This is a genomic window from Sinomicrobium kalidii (genome assembly GCF_021183825.1).
Classification (GTDB): Bacteria; Bacteroidota; Bacteroidia; order Flavobacteriales; family Flavobacteriaceae; genus Sinomicrobium; species Sinomicrobium kalidii.
In genome coordinates this window covers 1,424,600-1,443,453 of record NZ_CP089211.1, presented here as the reverse complement: position 1 = coordinate 1,443,453, position 18,854 = coordinate 1,424,600, and the positions used below count along the sequence as shown (strand labels likewise).

15 protein-coding genes are annotated in these 18,854 nt (G+C 46.7%); 13 read left to right on the top strand and 2 right to left on the bottom strand.

The genetic code is table 11. The annotated features are described in order from the left end of the window. Window positions 1-3 precede the first annotated feature (3 nt). The 5 genes from LS482_RS05795 to LS482_RS05780 all read left to right on the top strand — a co-directional run bounded on the left by LS482_RS05795 (window position 4) and on the right by LS482_RS05780 (window position 7,051). Window positions 4-1,122: a glycoside hydrolase family protein gene (locus LS482_RS05795; RefSeq protein ID WP_233030805.1), complete on the top strand. Its 1,119-nt coding sequence runs from the start codon at window positions 4-6 to the stop codon at window positions 1,120-1,122. A 104-nt stretch (window positions 1,123-1,226) separates the two neighbouring features. Further along, window positions 1,227-2,252: a glycosylasparaginase gene (locus LS482_RS05790; RefSeq protein WP_233030804.1), complete on the top strand. Its 1,026-nt coding sequence runs from the start codon at window positions 1,227-1,229 to the stop codon at window positions 2,250-2,252. A 138-nt stretch (window positions 2,253-2,390) separates the two neighbouring features. Next, entirely contained in the window at window positions 2,391-4,238 is a 1,848-nt protein-coding gene (locus LS482_RS05785) for a beta-N-acetylhexosaminidase (RefSeq protein ID WP_367890596.1), read from the top strand. 89 nt (window positions 4,239-4,327) lie between these two features. Continuing rightward, a complete protein-coding gene (locus LS482_RS21745) occupies window positions 4,328-4,711 on the top strand; it encodes a discoidin domain-containing protein (RefSeq protein ID WP_367890595.1) in 384 nt (127 codons plus the stop codon). Window positions 4,712-4,807: 96 nt separating this feature from the next. Then, window positions 4,808-7,051: a GH92 family glycosyl hydrolase gene (locus tag LS482_RS05780; RefSeq protein WP_437441011.1), complete on the top strand. Its 2,244-nt coding sequence runs from the start codon at window positions 4,808-4,810 to the stop codon at window positions 7,049-7,051. Window positions 7,052-7,053: 2 nt separating this feature from the next. On the opposite strand, the gene LS482_RS05775 is transcribed toward LS482_RS05780, so the two are convergent. Then, on the bottom strand, window positions 7,054-7,761 hold the full coding sequence (locus tag LS482_RS05775; protein ID WP_233030803.1) for a class I SAM-dependent methyltransferase: 708 nt from the start codon (window positions 7,759-7,761) through the stop codon (window positions 7,054-7,056). 104 nt (window positions 7,762-7,865) lie between these two features. Here LS482_RS05775 and LS482_RS05770 point away from each other — a divergent pair, with 104 nt between their 5' ends. Beyond that, window positions 7,866-8,357 carry a YkgJ family cysteine cluster protein gene (locus LS482_RS05770; RefSeq protein ID WP_233030802.1) on the top strand — a complete coding sequence of 164 codons (492 nt, stop codon included), beginning with the start codon at window positions 7,866-7,868 and terminating at the stop codon, window positions 8,355-8,357. A 48-nt stretch (window positions 8,358-8,405) separates the two neighbouring features. Here the strand turns inward: LS482_RS05770 and LS482_RS05765 are convergent, their stop codons facing one another. Then, window positions 8,406-8,861 (bottom strand): GAF domain-containing protein, encoded by a 456-nt coding sequence (locus tag LS482_RS05765; RefSeq protein ID WP_233030801.1) that lies wholly within the window; start codon window positions 8,859-8,861, stop codon window positions 8,406-8,408. Window positions 8,862-9,287: 426 nt separating this feature from the next. Here LS482_RS05765 and LS482_RS05760 point away from each other — a divergent pair, with 426 nt between their 5' ends. From LS482_RS05760 to LS482_RS21740, 7 genes are all read left to right on the top strand, one after another. Further along, window positions 9,288-9,713, top strand: a complete 426-nt coding sequence (locus LS482_RS05760) for an HYC_CC_PP family protein (RefSeq protein WP_233030800.1) — start codon at window positions 9,288-9,290, stop codon at window positions 9,711-9,713. 115 nt (window positions 9,714-9,828) lie between these two features. Beyond that, a complete protein-coding gene (locus LS482_RS05755; RefSeq protein ID WP_233030799.1) occupies window positions 9,829-13,644 on the top strand; it encodes an efflux RND transporter permease subunit in 3,816 nt (1,271 codons plus the stop codon). Then, complete coding sequence (locus LS482_RS05750) at window positions 13,641-14,870, top strand: TolC family protein (protein ID WP_233030798.1); 1,230 nt, start codon at window positions 13,641-13,643, stop codon at window positions 14,868-14,870. The genes LS482_RS05755 and LS482_RS05750 overlap by 4 nt, the downstream gene beginning before the upstream one ends. A 73-nt stretch (window positions 14,871-14,943) precedes the next feature. Beyond that, a complete protein-coding gene (locus LS482_RS05745) occupies window positions 14,944-16,710 on the top strand; it encodes an efflux RND transporter periplasmic adaptor subunit (protein ID WP_233030797.1) in 1,767 nt (588 codons plus the stop codon). A gap of 29 nt (window positions 16,711-16,739) precedes the next feature. Beyond that, window positions 16,740-17,306, top strand: coding sequence for a DUF3347 domain-containing protein (locus LS482_RS05740; RefSeq protein WP_233030796.1), 567 nt, complete (start codon window positions 16,740-16,742; stop codon window positions 17,304-17,306). A gap of 346 nt (window positions 17,307-17,652) precedes the next feature. Beyond that, window positions 17,653-18,216: a helix-turn-helix domain-containing protein gene (locus tag LS482_RS05735; protein WP_233030795.1), complete on the top strand. Its 564-nt coding sequence runs from the start codon at window positions 17,653-17,655 to the stop codon at window positions 18,214-18,216. Between the two features lie 152 nt (window positions 18,217-18,368). Continuing rightward, complete coding sequence (locus LS482_RS21740; RefSeq protein WP_367890602.1) at window positions 18,369-18,665, top strand: four helix bundle protein; 297 nt, start codon at window positions 18,369-18,371, stop codon at window positions 18,663-18,665. The last annotated feature ends 189 nt before the right edge of the window (window positions 18,666-18,854 follow it).

The window sequence follows — 18,854 nt, the reverse complement described above, 5'->3', positions numbered from 1 at the left end:
GTTATGAAACTTTTAAAATTAACTTTGGCCGTTGCACTCATATGCCTGGTTTCCTGCGCCGAAAAGGGAAGCAGGGATACGGCCGAAAAAGAAACCGCAGTAACCGAAGCCCCTGCGGAGAAAGCCTTTAAATACTGGACCTGGATCACTGCCGATCCGGAAAGAACAGACGATTCCTATCAGGAGGAATTTGCCAAGTACAAGGACAATGGCCTGGATGCCGTATTGATCAATACCAATACAGACCCCGAATTGCTGGGTCGGCTGACACCCCTTGCCCGGAAAGCCGGACTGGAAGTACATGCCTGGCTTATGGCCATGAACCGCCCCGGGGATTCCGTGGCTCTGCAACATCCGGACTGGTATGCCGTAAGCCGTGAAGGAAAATCCTGTTTTGATCACAGGCCTTATGTAGATTACTATCAATGGCTTTGTCCTACCCGAAAAGCATCCCGGAACCATGTGCTCGGTCTGGTGGAAGGGTTGGCAAAGGTAGAGGGAGTGGCCAGTGTGCATCTCGACTATATCCGCTTTTCCGATATTTTCCTCCCCATCGGGTTATTGCCCAAGTACGACCTGGAACAGGAAGAAGAATTACCGGAATTCGATTTCTGCTATTGTGATGTCTGTGTTGCCGAATTTGAAAAAATACACCATAAGAACCCGAGGGAAATGGAAAATCCCGCCCTGGATATCGAATGGAAACAATTCCGCCTGAACAAGATCAGGGCCGTAGTGAACGATGCTTATGAAATAGCACATAAACACGGCAAGATACTCACCGCAGCCGTATTCCCCTATCCGGAAATGGCAGACCATATGGTACGTCAGCGATGGGACAAGTGGGATATCGATGTGGTACTTCCCATGATCTATCACAATTTTTATAACGAAGAGATCGACTGGATAGGTTTTGCTACAAAACAGGGCGTCCAGGATCTCAAATACAAGGATACCGAACTCCATACCGGGGTTTATGTCCCCGAAATGTCTCCTTCGGAAATAAAAGAGGCCGTACAACTCGCCAAAGAGAACGGAGCAAAAGGCGTTTCATTTTTCGATGGCCCCGCGCTTACCGACGATATGTTACAGGCCATTAAGGAAACAAAAGAGGGACGTTAATACCCGCATGATCACAGGCTTGGCCGTGAAAGGAGCCCTGGAATTCAAACACGTTAATAGTTGTCCGTAGAACGGACGGACATGTAAATGAAAATATACCCGTTATGATAGACAGACGTAAATTCATCACAAAAACAGCGTTGGGTACGGTGGCCTTAGGTACATTGTACAGCTGTGTGGACAATGGAATAAAGCCCCATGACCCCGAAAAAAAATCCGGTGCTGCTGCCGGAGAAACCAAAAAAGTAAAGAAGCCCGTAATTATATCCACCTGGAACCACGGCCTGCCTGCCAATGAGGAGGCCTGGAAGATCTTACGGAAGGGAGGTTCCGGACTGGATGCCGTAGAAGCCGGGGTGCGTACTGCCGAAGCCGACCCCAAAGTATCCAGCGTAGGCTACGGCGGCTGGCCCGACCGGGAAGGGAAGGTAACCCTGGATGCCTGTATTATGGACCATAACAGCAACTGTGGCTCGGTGGCCTTTTTGCAGGATATAAAACATCCCATCTCGGTGGCCCGGAAGGTGATGGAAAAAACACCTCATATTATGCTTGTCGGGGAAGGTGCAAAGCAATTTGCCCTGGAACAGGGTTTTAAGGAAGAGAACCTGCTTACCGAAGACGCTGAAAAAGCGTATAGGGAATGGTTGCAGAAATCAGAGTACAAACCCGTTATCAACATAGAGAATCACGATACCATAAGCATGCTGACCATAGATGAAAATGGCGACCTTTCCGGGGCCTGTACCACCAGTGGTGCCGCGTGGAAAGTACATGGAAGGGTAGGGGATTCGCCCATTATCGGTGCCGGGCTGTTCCTCGACAATGAAGTGGGGAGTGCGGCGGCAACCGGCCTCGGTGAATCCGTGATGCGTACTGCCGGAAGCGCCATGGTGGTAGAACTGATGCGTCAGGGCAAAAGCCCGGAGGATGCCTGTAAGGAAATTGTTGAGCGTATCTATAAAATATACAAAAACCGCCCTGATCTGGAATACCTCCAGATCGGCTTTATCGCCCTGAACAAACAGGGTGAATACGGAGCGTATTGTTTACGTCCCGGATTTAATTATGCCATTTGCGACGAAAAAGAAGGAAACCGCCTTATAGACGGCGAATACAAACTTTCATAATCCCTCTGATTATTTCCTGCGGGGCTTTGCGGTCCCGCGGGAATTTTCATTTGAGAAAAGGACAACCTTGAAAAGATCCGGTATGTTATTTAACCGTAAATACGGAACCGGAACAGTGACAAGATCAAAACCGAGAAAATGAGAACATTTCCCATAGCCGTATTTCTCCTGGGCCTGATATTTACATGCGGATGTGATCGCAGGCAAAAGATCACCTTTACCGAAAATGATATTTCCGTGATCCCCAAGCCGAAGGAACTGGAATTAAGGGATGGTGCTTTTGTTTTCAACAGTGAAACCGTTTTTGTGGTAACAGGAGAGGAACAAGGGAAAATAGCCGGGATACTGACCCGGAAGTTCCGTACCGTTGCCGGGTGGGAGCCTGAAATAGCGACCTCCGTTCCTTCCGGGAATTATGTAGCGTTCCGGAAAGATGATAGCCTGCAGGATGAAGCCTATAAACTTCAGGTTGCAGAAAACAGGATAATAATATCTGCCAACGGGTATTCGGGTTTTTTGTACGGTTTGGAAAGTCTGCGGCAACTGCTCCCGGCAGAAATAGAGAGCCCCACTCTGCAAAAAGATATTACCTGGGCGGTCCCTGCGGTGGAGATCAAAGACAGTCCGAGGTTTCGATGGCGGGGGCTTATGCTCGACGTTTCCCGGCATTTCTTTCCTAAGGAATACGTATTGAAAGTCATAGACGGACTGGCCCTACACAAGATGAATGTACTGCACCTGCATCTTGTGGACGATCAGGGCTGGCGCATAGAAATAAAAAAGTATCCGAAACTTACGGAAGTCGGTGCGTATCGTGTGGATAAGGAAGACATGCACTGGAATGCGCGTCCCGAACCGAAACCTTCGGAAAATCCCACTTACGGCGGATTTTATTCCCGGGAAGATATTAAAGAGATAGTAGCTTATGCCAAAGAGAAAGGGATTGAGGTCGTACCGGAAATAGAAATGCCTGCCCACGTAATGAGTGCCATTGCCGCTTACCCGGAATTATCCTGTAAGGGAGAACCCGTCATGGTACCCTCCGGTGGCGTGTGGCCCATTACCGAGATCTATTGTGCCGGAAAGGAATCTACCTTCGAATTTCTGGAAAATGTCCTGACCGAGGTTATGGATCTGTTTCCGTCAAAGTATATCCATGTCGGGGGAGACGAAGCTACCAAGACCAACTGGGAAAGCTGTCCCCATTGTCAGAAACGGATAAAAGAAGAAGCGCTTTCGGGTGTGGAAGAACTGCAAAGCTATTTTATGAAGCGGATGGAGAAGTTCATCAGTTCCAAAGGAAGAGTTATGCTCGGCTGGGATGAAATACTCGAGGGCGGGCTTGCCCCAGGGGCCACGGTAATGAGCTGGAGAGGTATACAGGGAGGCTGGGAAGCATCAGAACAGGGGCACGATGTGGTAATGACCCCGGTATCCCATTGCTATTTCGATTATTATCAGGGTCCGCAGGATTCGGAGCCCCTGGCATTCGGTGCTTTTACACCCCTGAATAAAGTTTATGAATTTGACCCCGTGGTCGATTCCATGAGCGTAAAACAGGCGGGGCACGTACTGGGAGGACAGGCCAACCTGTGGTCTGAATATATCCCTACAACCTCTCATTCCGAATATATGATCTATCCGAGGTTAACGGCCCTTGCAGAGACCGTATGGAGTGCAAAGGAAGACCGGGACTGGAAAGACTTTACTTCCAGGCTGGAACAGATGTTTAAAAGGTATGACAAACTCGGTATCAACTATGCCGGAAGCGCCTATACGATTACCGCAGATGCTGAAGTGGACAAAAACCAGAACATAACGATTGTTTTGGGAACTGAATTCCCGGACACCGATATCCGTTATGTACTGAATGATGGCGACCTGTCTGCTGCCCGGCCATACACCGGTCCGATAGCGGTTTCTGAAACAACCACGATAAAGGCTTCGCGTTTTGAGGATGAAAAGCCGGTGGGGAAGAGTTTGTAAAAACCTTCACCTGGCACAAGGGCGTAGGGAAAAAAGTAAACTATAAGAACAAGTGGAATAAAAATTATCCCGGGGCCGATACGGCCAATATGGTGAATGTACTCCGTGGCAGCAAAAATTTTCACGACGGCCAGTGGCAGGCATGGATAGGTGAAGATATGGAAGTCATTATTGACCTGGAGGAAAGTGTGGAGATGTCCGGGGTCACGGTCGGTTCTATGGAGAATCAGGGTTCGGGGATCTACTATCCTGTCAAAGTGGAAGTACTCCTTTCCGAAGATGGTAAAACCTTTAAAAAAACCGGCCAGATAAAACGGGATTACGCCAAAAACGGCGATGCCGAACTCAGGGACTTTACGGTAGCCTTTCCGCAGCAAACCGCCCGTTATGTCAAGGTAAAAGCAACTAACCTCGGAAAAAGCCCGAAAGGCGGCAATACCTGGTTGTTTGTAGATGAAATTGTAGTGGAGTAACATCCTCCTCAAAAGAAGAATTTTTTTCTTATAAACAGACGAATAAATCCCCCTTGAGGGGGATAGAGGGGGTGTAAAAACGATAAGATAAACCCAATGAAAAAACTCAAAATATTACCCGTTGTCTTTTTAATGTCCTTATACACAGGGATTGCCCAGAACAAGCCTGTAGATTATGTCAACCCTTTTATCGGGACCTCCAATTTCGGGGCCACCCATCCCGGGGCGATCGCTCCCCGGGGAATGGCCAGTGTATCGCCCTTCAATGTGGCGGGGAAACAGAATGTCCTGGAAAAGGACAGCAGGTGGCTTTCCAATCCCTATGTACATGAGAATACATTTTTAACAGGCTTTACCCATGTCAATATGAGTGGCGTGGGATGTCCGGACCTGGGAGTGATCATCACAATGCCCACTACGGGAGCGCTGGAGACCAATCACTTGAAATACGGAACAACCTATACCGATGAGGTGGCCAAAGCAGGCTACTATAGCGTAAACCTGTCTGAATACAATGTTCGGGCAGAAGCTACGGCAAATACCCGGACGGGGATTACCCGTTATTCCTTTCCGGCCGGGAAATCCAATATTCTCCTCAATCTCGGCCTGGGGCTTACCAATGAACAGGGAGCGATGGTGAAAGTGGTGTCTCCTACCGAAATAGAAGGAATGCGAACCGTGGGGTCCTTCTGTTACAATAGTCCGGAACATGCTTATCCGGTATATTTTGTAGCCCGCTTTTCCGTTCCTGCCGAAACGTTCGGCATCTGGAAGAAACCGGCTACTTATGAGGGTGTGGAAGCAAAGTGGATGACCTATAACGGAAAGACCCGTATGATGGAGGGGTTTACGAGAGAAGTGATCGGAGATAGTATCGGGGCCTATTTTCGCTACGATTTTAAAAAACCCACCAGGGTGGAGGTCAAAATCGGGGTTTCTTACGTAAGTATAGCCAATGCCCGTGAAAACCTGGAAAAAGAAGCCGGTGGAATTTCTTTTGACCAGGTTTATGAAAAAACGCGAAATGCATGGAACGATCAACTTTCAAGGATTGAAGTGGAGGGCGGAACCAAAGATGATAAGACTGTTTTTTATACGGCACTGTACCACACCCTGATACACCCGAACATATTTAACGATATAAACGGGGAATATCCGGAAGTAGCCACCGGAAAGATTGGTAAAACGGACAAACACCGTTTTACCGTATTCTCGCTTTGGGATACCTATCGCAATTATCACCAGTTTATGAGCCTGGTTTATCCGGACCAGCAGCTGGAAATGGTAGAGAGTATGCTCGATATGTATGATGAAAACGGCTGGTTGCCGAAGTGGGAGCTCAATTCGACGGAAACCTTTACCATGGTGGGCGATCCCGCATCTGTAGTTCTGGCGGATACTTACCTCAGGGGACTTACCGGTTTTAATGTGGAGAAAGCTTATGAAGCCATGAAAAAAGGAGCAACCACTACGGAAAACAATCCCCTGAGGCCGGGGCTTGACGATTATATCCGTGACGGGTATGTAAACACCGGCAGCCCGGTAGACGGATCGGTTTCCACTACACAGGAATACAATATTTCCGATTATGCCATAGCGCAACTCGCCAAGGCCCTGGGTAAAAAGGAAGATGATAAATTATTTTACAAACGTTCACTGTCTTACCGGAAATTGTTCGATAAAAAACTGAAAGTCCTTCGCCCCAGAACGGCAGACGGAAGCTGGTATGAACCCTTTGATCCACTGAAAGGAGCCAATTTCGAAAAGAATATCGGTTTTATAGAAGGCAATGCGTGGCAGTATGTATTTATGGCACCGCATGACATAAAGGGACTGATAAAACTGGTGGGTGGCCGCAAGAACTTTGTAAACCAGCTCGATTATATTTTTGATGAAGGGCATTACGACATGGCCAATGAACCCGATATTGCATATCCTTTTCTATACAACTATGTGAAAGGAAGCGAATGGAAGGCTCAGAAGCGCGTGAGGGAATTACTGGATACGTATTATAAAAATGCCCCCGACGGTCTTCCCGGAAACGACGATACCGGGACCATGTCGGCCTGGGCCATTTACGCCATGACAGGCATATACCCGGTAACCCCTGCCAATCCCGAATATACCTTTGTGGCTCCCCGGTTCAGTAAAGTGACCATTCACCTGGATACCGATTATTACCAAAAGGATAAACTCATACTGACCTGCGATAATCCGGGTGAAAACAGGTATATCGACAAGATATTGGTAGACGGTAAAGCGTATAAGGGATACTTTATTTCAGACAAAGAACTGTTAAATGCGGGTGAGATCTCCTTTCAATTAAAGACAAGGGATTAAGTTTAAGTTAGTCTGGCCAGATAATCGTAATGTTCCCCTTCCAGAATGAGTTCGCAGGTAAGTGCATTGGTTACGGCAGCATTTTGTAATGTGTTGTAGTCGGCATAGAGCCAGGGGAACATATCGCCCTGCATATCCCCGTACCGCATACGAAACTCGATTTCGCCGTAATATTCCGTAGCTGAAGGTATCCAGTATCCGCCATCTTCATCTTTATCGTACATATAAAGAATGTCGGATGAATCCAGGAGGATCTGGCCGCCTTTTTTCAACAAACTTTTTAAATGGTTGAGAAAACTGCCGGCGTATTTTAGCCTTCCGCAAATACCGAGGCCGTTCATCAGCAGGAGGATGGTGTCGAATTTTTCGCCGCGGAACTTTGTGATATCCTGGACAAAAACGTTGTCGAGCCCCCGTAATTTACAGGCTTCCACCGCGCCGGGAGAGATGTCTATGGCCGTTACGTCCAGTTTTCGCTCCTTTTCCAGGTACAGGGCGTGACTCCCTGCCCCGCATCCTATATCCAGCACCCTTCCGTATGCAAGCCGGAGGGCCTTTTGTTCTATTGCGGGCATTTCGTCATAGCTCCGGAAAAGATAAGGGACGGGCAATACATCTTCTTCCGAAATGGAAGTTTCCGTAATAATATCTTCCGAATAATTATTCTGTTGATAGTCCAGAATGGCCCTTCCTATAATATCCGTTTTCACCTGTTATCTTTTTATCTCGTGTTCGTTTGCAACGGTGCCACAACTTATCCCAAAAAAATCCATTTGTCTTCCGAAACACCCGGCCGAAACCTTAATTTTGCATTATGGATGAATTTATAAAACGGCTGCCGCAACTCGCCAAAGATAAACATAAGGAGAACAGGAAGTACTTTGCCAGGTTAAAAAAGAAACCGCCGAAGCACCTGGATTATATAATGCAGGAACTGCACGATGCCGAATTTGAACGAACGGACTGCCTGAAATGTGCCAATTGCTGTAAAACAACAGGGCCATTGTTTACCAATGCCGATATAGCGCGTATATCAAAGTACCTCAAACTGAAACCGCAGCAGTTTATGGAGCGTTACCTGCGCATTGACGAAGATAACGATTATGTGCTGCAAAGTGTTCCGTGCCCGTTTCTGGGGCATGACAATTATTGCTCTGTTTATGAGGTGCGTCCCAAGGCATGCCGCGAATATCCGCATACCGACAGGAAAAAATTCCATCAGATCACAAACCTCACTTTAAAGAACACAGCCATTTGTCCGGCTGCCTACAACATCGTTGAGGAGATGAAGAAACGGATACCTTAGCTGGTCGGGTTATCTTAAAATCTAAGTCCTGTATCCTGCTAAAAAGTTTTATTCGAGTATTTCAGCCACTTTTGCATTTACAAATTCCAGGAATTTTTCATCTTCTTCCGTAAACGGGTCGGCAGTGTGCGAATCGATATCAATCTGCCCGACATTTTCACCGTTTACAAACAAGGGGACCACAATCTCCGCTTTTACATAGATACTGCACGCAATATAATTGTCCTGCGCTTTTACGTCGGGAACTACAAAATTTTTATTGGAAACCGCCACCTGTCCGCATATCCCTTTTCCGAAGGGGATAATAACGTGATCCGTGGGTTCACCGGCAAAAGAACCGAGTTTCAGTTCGTCCTTATCGCTGTTCTTGAAATAGAAACCTACCCAGTCGTAATACGGTACAGTTTCCTTCAGAAGTTCACAAACTTTGGTGAGGCGTGTATCAACAGGGACTTTCTCCTGAAGAATATCTTTTATCAGGGGTTTTAAATTGTCAAAAGTCATAAGGTGCAAATTTTTAGCAAATTTACGCAATAATTATTCAGGCATAAAGAAGCGGGAAACCTTCCGGTACAAAACCTGAGACAATAGTTGATTGGTCTCAGTTTAGGATGTCAAACCCTTGCAGTACTTTAGTAGTGCGAAAAAATTATAATCCAGGTTATTGAGTTATGAAGTTATTGAGTTATTGTGTGTTGACTAAATAACTCAATCCATCTAATAACTTGGTGATTTTATTGCTTTCTAAAAGGGGGTTTTTAGTCCCCGGTAAAGAAAACCTCTGCACCTTTCATAGTTGTCTTGTATATCAATATCCGTTATCCGGCCCTGTGCAGATTGCCTGCCAATGTATTTTTCTATGGTGATCGCTGTTAACAAATTCAAAAATAAATTGTTAAAACAAAATATTTTTTACCTTTGTGTATTCGTATGAAAAAGGCTTTGTTTAAAATAGCGTCCTTTTTACTCGCCTTTCTGGTGTTGTTTTCTACGGTATCTTTTACCGTGGAAAAACACTTTTGCGGTGATTTTCTGATTGATACCGCTCTCTTTGTCAAGGCCGACAGTTGCGGAATGGAATCACAAGATACGGTTGCTGAACGGAGCCAAAGCACTTGTACCATTACCAAAAGTTCCTGCTGTTCGGAAGAAACAATATTGATAGAGGGGCAGGATACCCTTCAGAAAACCGTCGACAAGGAATGGCATCAACAGGTGCTTTTACTGCAGGCTTTTGTTTATACCTATTTCAATCTTTTTGACGGGCTGGAAGAAAATGTAGTTCCTTTCCGGGACTATTCCCCGCCTCTGGTCGTCCGGGATATACAGGTCCTGAACGATACTTTCCTTATTTAGTTTTAGTGATGTAGTATATAATGGCGAAACCCTCACACGGCGGTGGCATGCCTATGTCAGCACCGTGATTCAGGTATCGCACCGACTATTGTTATATCACTAAAAGCAAGACCTGATGTTAAACAATATCATTCGTTACTTTTTGCATAACCGGCTGGTTACGGTACTCCTGCTGCTACTTTTTATAGGTTGGGGGCTGGCCACGTCACCTTTTGACTGGGATACCGGGTTTTTACCGAAAGACCCCGTTCCCGTAGATGCCATTCCAGACATCGGGGAGAACCAGCAGATCGTCTTCACGGAGTGGCCCGGCCGGTCACCACAGGATGTTGAAGACCAGATCACCTATCCGCTGACCACTTCGCTCCTGGGAGTTCCGGGGGTGAGGTCGGTAAGGAGCAATTCGATGTTCGGGTTTTCAAGTATATATATCATTTTTGAAGAAGATGTAGAGTTTTACTGGTCGCGTTCCAGGATACTCGAAAAACTGAATTCCCTGCCCGTCAATCTCCTGCCGGAAGGCGTACAACCTACCCTGGGCCCTGATGCTACAGGATTGGGGCAGGTGTTCTGGTATACCATCGAAGGACGTGATTCCCTCGGTAATGTCACCGGTGGATGGGACCTGCATGAACTGCGTACGGTCCAGGATTTTTATGTGAAATACGGCCTGAATACTGCAAAAGGAGTTTCCGAAGTGGCATCCATAGGGGGATATGTACAGGAATACCAGGTTGATGTTAATCCCGATGCCCTGAAAGCCTACAACATCGGGATTGATCAGGTTATGATGGCAGTGAAGAACTCCAACCGGGATGCGGGAGCCAAGACGATAGAAATCAATAAAGTGGAGTATCTCGTCAGGGGGCTGGGATATATCAAATCCGTAAAAGACCTGGAAGAGACCGTGGTTGCCGTTAATGACAACAAGCCCATACTTATTAAGGATATAGGTGAAGTTACACTCGGTCCGGCTACGCGGCGAGGCGTGCTGGACAAAGGAGGGGCCGAAGTGGCAGGAGGTGTTGTCGTGGCCCGTTACGGCTCTAACCCGTTAGAAGTTATAGATAATGTAAAAGACAGGATTCGTGAAATTGCTCCGGGCCTGCCCAAAAAAACACTGGCCGACGGCACCGAAAGCCAGCTCACCATTGTGCCTTTTTACGACCGTACACAACTGATCCATGAAACCATCGGTACCCTGGAGAGGGCGCTTTCACATGAAATACTTATCAGTATAATCGTGGTGATTGTACTGGTGCTGAATCTGAGGGCCTCTGTGCTTATTTCCGGTTTGCTCCCGGTGGCAGTACTGATGACTTTTGTGGTTATGCGTTATGCGGGGGTTGATGCCAATGTGGTGGCGCTCTCGGGTATTGCCATTGCTATCGGTGTAATGGTAGATGTCGGGATCGTGTTTGTGGAAAATATGATTCGGCATCTGGAGTTCCGGGAAAATAAAAAGGCGAGGGGCAAGGCACTTTTAGATGTTATTTACAAGGCCACTGTAGAGGTAGCCCCGGCCATAACCACGGCATTGGCCACTACCGTAGTGAGTTTCCTCCCCGTATTTTTTATGGAACATGCCGAAGGTAAATTATTCCGCCCGCTCGCCTTTACCAAAACCTTTGCCCTGGCGGCTTCCTTTGTGCTGGGGATTATCGTGCTTCCTACCCTGTCCTATTTTGTGTTTTCCCTGCATTCCGGGAAAGCGAAAATGACAAAAGTCTGGAATATTTCCCTGATAGCAGGGGGGCTGTTGCTCGCTCTTGTCTTTAAATTGTGGCTGCCCCTGGCTTTGGTGGTGATCGGGATCATAAAGTTGCTCGAACATCGCAGTCCGCATTTCCTTGGAAAATATGCATCGGAGATCACCCTGTTTATCGTATTGGCGGTGACCCTGTTTTTCCTCGCGGAAGAATGGGTACCCTTGGGGTATCAGAACAGTCTGGTTACCAATTACCTTTTTGTTATCATATTGTTGGCGCTCATTCTGACCGTATTACTGGCCGTAGTCCGTTATTACGAGCCCATTTTGAAGTGGTGCCTGGTACATAAAGGCAAATTCCTGCTCGTACCGTTGTTTACCGTCTTTTTCGGATTGATGATATGGATGGGCTTTCCGAAAGTGTTCGGCTTTGTGGGCCGCGGACTGGACAGTGTTGGATGGAATGTCCGCACCACGACGGTCTGGAGCGGGCTGTCGCACACCTTTCCGGGAATAGGAAAAGAGTTTATGCCGTCACTGGATGAAGGCAGCTTTCTTTTGATGCCAACTTCCATGCCCCATGCCGGTATGGCCGAAAACAAACGTGTAGTGCAGCAACTGGACATGGCCGTGGCCAACATTCCCGAAGTCGATATAGCGGTAGGGAAACTGGGCAGGGTAGAGAGTGCCCTGGACCCTGCGCCCATATCCATGTACGAGAATATCATCAATTACAAACCCGAATACAGTTTAAACGAAAAAGGGAAACGGGAAACCTACAAAACGGACCGGGACAGGAGATTCGTTCTAAAGTCGGGAGATACCCTGACCAACGATAAGGTACTGGAAAACGGTTTTTCCGATAAGGATTTGATACGGGATGAGGACGGGGTGTATTTCCGGAACTGGAGAAACCATATAAAATCCCCGGACGATATATGGAATGAGATTGTAAATGTAACCAATATTCCGGGAGTGACTTCGGCTCCTAAATTACAACCGATAGAAACCCGCCTGGTGATGTTGCAAACCGGAATGCGTGCGCCGATGGGGATCAAGGTGTACGGACCGGACCTGAAGACAATCCAGGATTTCGGGATGCAACTGGAAAACGTCCTCAAGGAGGTGCCTTCCGTAAAGAAAGAGGCTGTTTTTGCCGATCGTATTGTAGGGAAACCTTATCTGCAACTGCATATAGACCGTAACGCCATAGCCCGGTACGGACTGAGCATAGAACAGGTACAACAGGTAATAGAAACCGCCATAGGAGGGATGCAGGTAACCACTACGGTAGAGGGAAGGGAGCGTTTCCCTGTCAGGGTACGGTACCCGAGAGAACTGAGGGATACGCCGGAAAAGATAAAAAAGATACTGGTACCGACCCCGATAGGTGCACAGATCCCCCTGGGAGAACTGGCCGGGGTGGAGTACGTTCGCGGGCCTCAGATGATAAAAAGTGAGGAAACTTTCCTTACGGGATATGTACTTTTCGACAAGAAAGAAAATTACGCCGAAGTAGATGTGGTAAACGACGCCCAACAGTTTATAGAGGAAAAAATAACTTCCGGCGAGTTGAGTGTGCCCAAAGGAGTGAGCTATAAATTTTCGGGCAATTACGAAAACCAAGTCCGTGCCGTAAAAAGGTTGTCTATCGTGATCCCGCTGAGCCTTTTGGTGATCTTTTTACTGTTGTATTTCCAGTTCCGTACGGTGATCGCGTCCACGATTCACTTTTCCGGGGTTTTTGTAGCTTTTGCAGGAGGTTTTATTATGCTCTGGCTCTACGGACAAGGCTGGTTTATGGATTTTGCGGTGGCCGGTGTTAATATGCGCGACCTGTTCCAGATGCATACCATAAATTTGAGTGTGGCGGTATGGGTAGGTTTTATAGCCCTCTTCGGGATCGCTACGGATGACGGGGTGATTATGGGAACTTACATCCACCAGGTATTTGAAGAAAAGCAACCGGAAACCGTACCGCAGGTAAGGGCGGCTGTTCTGGAAGCCGGGCTGAAACGCGTGCGTCCCGCCATGATGACAACAGCAGTGACAATTATTGCGTTGCTGCCGGTACTTACCTCTACGGGAAAAGGCTCCGATATTATGGTGCCCATGGCCATCCCCACTGTGGGCGGAATGTTTATACAGATCATGACCATGTTCGTCGTTCCCGTATTACAGGCCTACTGGCGGGAAACTGTGGTTAAAAAGAAAGAAAAATGAAAAAGGTTATTTGGATACTTTGCAGTTTGGTGCTGTGCACAAAGATGACAGCACAGTCGCTGGAAGATTATTTACAGACCGCTGCGGAAAATAATCCGGAGGTCCGGGCTTCTTATGCCGAATTTGAGGCTGCGATGCAGAAAGCACCACAGGTAAGCAGCCTGCCCGATCCTACACTTACCGTAAGTGCCTTTGGAAAAATGATAGAGACACGGCTGGGAAGACAGGAAGCAAAGTTTTCCCTGATGCAGATGTTCCCCTGGTTCGGGACATTGAAAGCGCAAAAGGACGCGGCGACTTTAATGGCCGAAGCCGCTTTCCAGAATTACCTCGATGTCCGGGAAGAACTCTTTATGAAGGTGAAATCCGTATATGCCGAAATGTACGAATTGCAGCAAACCATAAAATTCCAGGAAGAAAATATGGAAGTACTGAATACGTTCCGGGAACTGGCACTATCCGGCTTTCGCAATGGAAAAGCAGCGATGGTGGATGTGGTACGGGTAGATATGAAACGGAATGAAGTGGAAACGGAAATAGCGCTTTTAAAGGATAAGAAAACTTCCGTCCGGTATCGTTTTAATGCCCTTCTGAATGCAGACCATAACAACCTGGTGGCTTTTCCTGAAAAACTTCCTGCCCCGAAAGCACCTTTTGTGGAAAGTGAGGAAAAAGACAGCCTTTTTGCCGGACATCCCCGGATGTTGCAACTGGATAAACGTACAGCTTCGTTCGAGGCACAAAAAACGGCCGCGGTAAAACAGGGATTGCCCATGCTGGGACTGGGGCTGGATTATTCCGTGATCAGCAAAAGAACGGACATGACCCCCGGACACAACGGGCAGGATGCCATTATGCCCATGCTCTCCGTAAGCCTGCCCATTTTCAGAAAAAAGTATAAGGCCAGGGTAAAAGAGGCGGAATTCCTTGCGGAATCGGCAAAGCATGAGAAAGTATCGGTACAAAACCGGCTGCGGGCCGATTATGAAATGGCCGTATACGACCTGAAAAAAGCCGAACAGCGTATAGCTTTGTACGGCAAACAGCTGGAAAGTACCGGGCAGGCCATTAAACTTCTGCTGTCGGCTTACAGTAATTCGGGGGGCGATTTTGAAGAAGTCCTCCGTATGCAGCAGGAAAAATTGCTGTATCAGACAGCAAGGGCCACAGCAGAAAAGGACCGTTTTATAGCACAGGCCAAGAAAAATTATTTATTGGCAAAATAATATAACGTAGAGACGCACGGCCGTGCGTCTCAATCGTGGAAAAGTATCTGAAGGAACAGTAATAGTAAACCTAATGAAAACAAAAAACAAAAATACATGGATCATGGCAGGGGTCCTGATCCTTGGCTTCCTGCTGGGGTGGCTGGTTTTTGGCGGAAGCGGGAAGACCGGAGAAAACCACGTACACGGAGAAGAAAGCGGGGTTGCCGAAATATGGACCTGTTCCATGCACCCGCAGATCAGGCAGAACGAACCCGGAAAATGCCCCATATGCGGTATGGACCTTATCCCTCTGGATAAAGGAGGAGGGGGAGATCCTGCCGTGGTGGAAATGAGTGAAAATGCCGTGAAACTGGCCAATATCCAGACGGTGATGGTAGGCAAAAAGGCAGCGGAAAAAGTCATTCGCCTCAACGGAAAAGTCGTGCCGGACGAACGCAAGGTGTATACGCAGACGACGCATATTTCCGGCAGGATTGAACGGCTGACCGTAAACTTTACGGGCGAAAGGGTCGGAAGAGGACAAACACTCGCCGTAGTCTATTCCCCCGACCTGGTGACTGCACAGGAAGAGTTATTACAGGCTTATGCCATAAAAGACGCCCAGCCCGAACTGTTTGAAGCGGCAAAACAAAAGCTGCGCAACTGGAAGATCGGTGAGTCACGGATCAATACGATTATCAGTAACCAGAGTACCATACAGCATTTCCCTATAGGAGCGGATGTCAACGGTATCGTTATTGAAAAGAAAGTGGAACCGGGCGACTATGTGGAGCGGGGCATGCCGCTTTACGAAATAGCCGACCTTACCCGGGTGTGGGTACTTTTCGATATCTATGAGAGTGAAATGGTTTGGATAAAAGAAGGCAGTAAAGTGAATTACACGATAGCATCCCTGCCGGGAGAAACATTTGAGGGAGTTATTTCGTTTATAGACCCGTTAATAAATGCACAGACCAGGGTAGCTACCGCCCGGGTGGAAATTTCGAATAAGGACGAAAGGTTAAAACCCGGGATGTTTGCTTCCGGGGAAATACAGATCATGCCCGGTTCGGCAGCACAGGAAGAGATCGCCATACCGGAGACTGCAGTACTGTGGACAGGCGAGCGTTCGGTGGTATATGTGAAGGAGACGACAGGAAATAAGGTAGGGTTTAAACTTCGTGAAATCACACTTGGCCCGTCCCTGGGGAATGCCTATGTTGTAAAATCAGGGCTTCGGGAAGGAGATGAAATTGTAGTGAACGGTGCTTTTACTGTCGATGCGGCAGCACAACTGGCAGGAAAACCCAGCATGATGAACCCGGAAGGAGGAGATGCCGGTACAGGTCATCATCACGGAACTGCTCCGGAAAATAACACTAATGGTAATCCCCCTGTTAAAATGAAAATTTCCGAAGAGGGCAAAGCCGCCGTGGAAAAGGTAATGAAAGCCTATATGAAGCTGAAAAATGCATTGGTCAATGATGATAAGACTATCGCTCAACAGCGCCTGGAATCCGTAAAATCTGCTGTTACATCTGTAGACATGTCCCTTTTCGAAGGAGCTGCTCACAAGCACTGGATGGTTGTTCGGAATGAACTGAACGAAAATGCGGAAAGCATGAACAAGGCTACGGACATTAAGGCAATGAGGCAGTATTTTAAACCATTTTCGGAAACCATGATCCGGATGGCCAATGCTTTCGGACCGTTTTCCGTAACTTTATATGTACAACACTGTCCGATGGCCGATTCGGATAAAGGAGCGAACTGGTTAAGCCTGTCCGATGATATACGCAATCCGTATTTTGGAAATAAAATGCTGAAGTGCGGGGAAGTAACAAGTGAAATAAAATAAATGTGGAATAACCGTTAAATTCAATAGAAATGAAAAACAGATTAGTTATCGCAACACTGGCCCTGGCCACCATGACCGGTGTTTATTCCTGTAAACAGGAGAAGAAGAAAGAAACCATCAAGACCGTGGAACGAAACCACGAAGACCATTCCTCACATGAAAAGAAAACACGTCATAAGGAAACGGCAGGCAGCATTACGTTTAAAGACGATAAAATAAATAATGCCTACGGACATTACATCCATGTAAAAACCGCCCTGGTCAATACCGATGCCAAAGAAGCAAAGAACGGCGCGGGAATGCTGATAAAAGCACTTGCCGAAGTGGAAAACGGAGAAAAAGCGACAGATTTTGCCAAAAAAATAGAGGCTGCAGACGATGTGGAAAAACAACGTCAGGCCTTTTCCGGACTGTCTGGCGAGTTTGCTAAAATGGTAGACGGACAGATAGCCTCCGGTACGGTTTACAAACAGTACTGCCCCATGGCATTCGATTTCGAAGGAGGGTACTGGTTATCTTCCGAAGAAGAAATACGTAACCCGTATTTTGGAGATAAAATGCTGGATTGCGGAGAAGTAAAAGAAAGATTGAACTAGATTTGAGTAGTTGGATTTGAGATTATTTGATTGGTATCAGTTTAGGATATCAAACCCTGCTCCCGATCCCGATATCTATCGGGATAATCGGGGTTATAGCAGTACTTTAGTAGTGCGAAAAAATTATAATCCAGGTTATTGAGTTATGAAGTTATTGAGTTATTGTGTGTTGACTAAATAACTCAATCTACCTAATAACTTGGTGATTTTATTGCTTTCTAAAAAGGGGGGCTTTTAGTCCCCGGTAAGGAAAACCTTTGCACCTTTCAGTGCAGAGTGGTTTAGTTCACAGCGTGTTCCTATGTCTCAAATCTAACTACCCATATATTAAACCTTAACGTCAGGGATGAAACTGTACATCAAAAATATGGTCTGCAGCCGCTGTAAGATGATCGTGCGGGCGGAACTGGAAAAGCTGGGATTGCAACCTGTCTCGGTAGAACTGGGAGAAGTGGAGTTGTCCGGGGAAATTGCCGGGGATCAAAAGAAGGAAATAGAAGCGGCATTAAAAGTGTATGGTTTTACCCTGATTGACGATAAGAGGAGCAGAATTATTGAAAAAATAAAGAACCTTATTGTAGCACTTGTGCATGAGTCCAAGGAAGAGATACCAAGGGTGAATCTGTCGGATTACCTGAGCGAAAAACTGCATCACGATTATACCTATATCAGTAACCTGTTCACCCAGATAGAAGGGACGACAATCGAAAAATATTACATAGCACAGAAGATAGAACGCGTCAAGGAACTGCTGGTTTATGATGAATCGTCGCTGAGTGAGATCGCCTATCAGCTGCATTATTCCAGTGTGGCCCATCTGAGCAGTCAGTTTAAAAAAGTGACCGGACTGACGCCTTCACATTTTAAACGGCTCGGGGAGCGGAAACGAAAGCCTTTGGAAGAGTTGTAGTAGGGCTGATAGTAGATTGAACGGGATTGATAGTAGATTGAATCAGGTTGAATAAGATAGATTTGGGACAAATGGGGTGGAGTAATGTACAAATGAAGTAGGATCTTTCTTTTATGCCATAATGTGGAAAAATCAAACTGGATAAAATATAAATAAGAGAACGGCTAAAAAGGTTTACTTTAAATATACTTGAGCTTTCGGAGGAAATACCGGTAACACCCCGGGGGAAGGCGATCAACTATCAGATAGTTAAATCGGGGACTTCCATGTATGTTAACTACAGGGTTGCGCTGAGAGGCAGGTCTAAAAGGGAATTTTATAGTAAGTTGTCCATTGTTGTGGAAGAGACGGATGAAACGGAAGCATGGCTTGACTTATTAATATGGAGTCCGGTATTCTTAAAAAGGATGATGTCACGGATATATATAAAGAATGCGGAGAACTCTTAAAAATATTAGCCTCTATGTGTAAAAGGCTAAGTTAAGTAATAAAACCGGGAGCTCGTGAGCTGAGCAAGCCTGATATGTTTTTTATCAATCAATCTCGTTCAATCTACTATCAATCTTTAAAAAAAACGTAAATTATATAACCTTTTTCCAAAATTGTATAATACGGCCCGGGCTTTTATACCGGAACTT

Coding starts and splice junctions, on each gene's coding strand:
- LS482_RS05795 (WP_233030805.1), top strand. CDS start 4: ATGAAACTTTTAAAATTAACTTTGGCCGTTGCACTCATATGCCTGGTT.
- LS482_RS05790 (WP_233030804.1), top strand. CDS start 1,227: ATGATAGACAGACGTAAATTCATCACAAAAACAGCGTTGGGTACGGTG.
- LS482_RS05785 (WP_367890596.1), top strand. CDS start 2,391: ATGAGAACATTTCCCATAGCCGTATTTCTCCTGGGCCTGATATTTACA.
- LS482_RS21745 (WP_367890595.1), top strand. CDS start 4,328: ATGGTGAATGTACTCCGTGGCAGCAAAAATTTTCACGACGGCCAGTGG.
- LS482_RS05780 (WP_437441011.1), top strand. CDS start 4,808: ATGAAAAAACTCAAAATATTACCCGTTGTCTTTTTAATGTCCTTATAC.
- LS482_RS05770 (WP_233030802.1), top strand. CDS start 7,866: ATGGATGAATTTATAAAACGGCTGCCGCAACTCGCCAAAGATAAACAT.
- LS482_RS05765 (WP_233030801.1), bottom strand. CDS start 8,861: ATGACTTTTGACAATTTAAAACCCCTGATAAAAGATATTCTTCAGGAG.
- LS482_RS05760 (WP_233030800.1), top strand. CDS start 9,288: ATGAAAAAGGCTTTGTTTAAAATAGCGTCCTTTTTACTCGCCTTTCTG.
- LS482_RS05755 (WP_233030799.1), top strand. CDS start 9,829: ATGTTAAACAATATCATTCGTTACTTTTTGCATAACCGGCTGGTTACG.
- LS482_RS05750 (WP_233030798.1), top strand. CDS start 13,641: ATGAAAAAGGTTATTTGGATACTTTGCAGTTTGGTGCTGTGCACAAAG.
- LS482_RS05745 (WP_233030797.1), top strand. CDS start 14,944: ATGAAAACAAAAAACAAAAATACATGGATCATGGCAGGGGTCCTGATC.
- LS482_RS05740 (WP_233030796.1), top strand. CDS start 16,740: ATGAAAAACAGATTAGTTATCGCAACACTGGCCCTGGCCACCATGACC.
- LS482_RS05735 (WP_233030795.1), top strand. CDS start 17,653: ATGAAACTGTACATCAAAAATATGGTCTGCAGCCGCTGTAAGATGATC.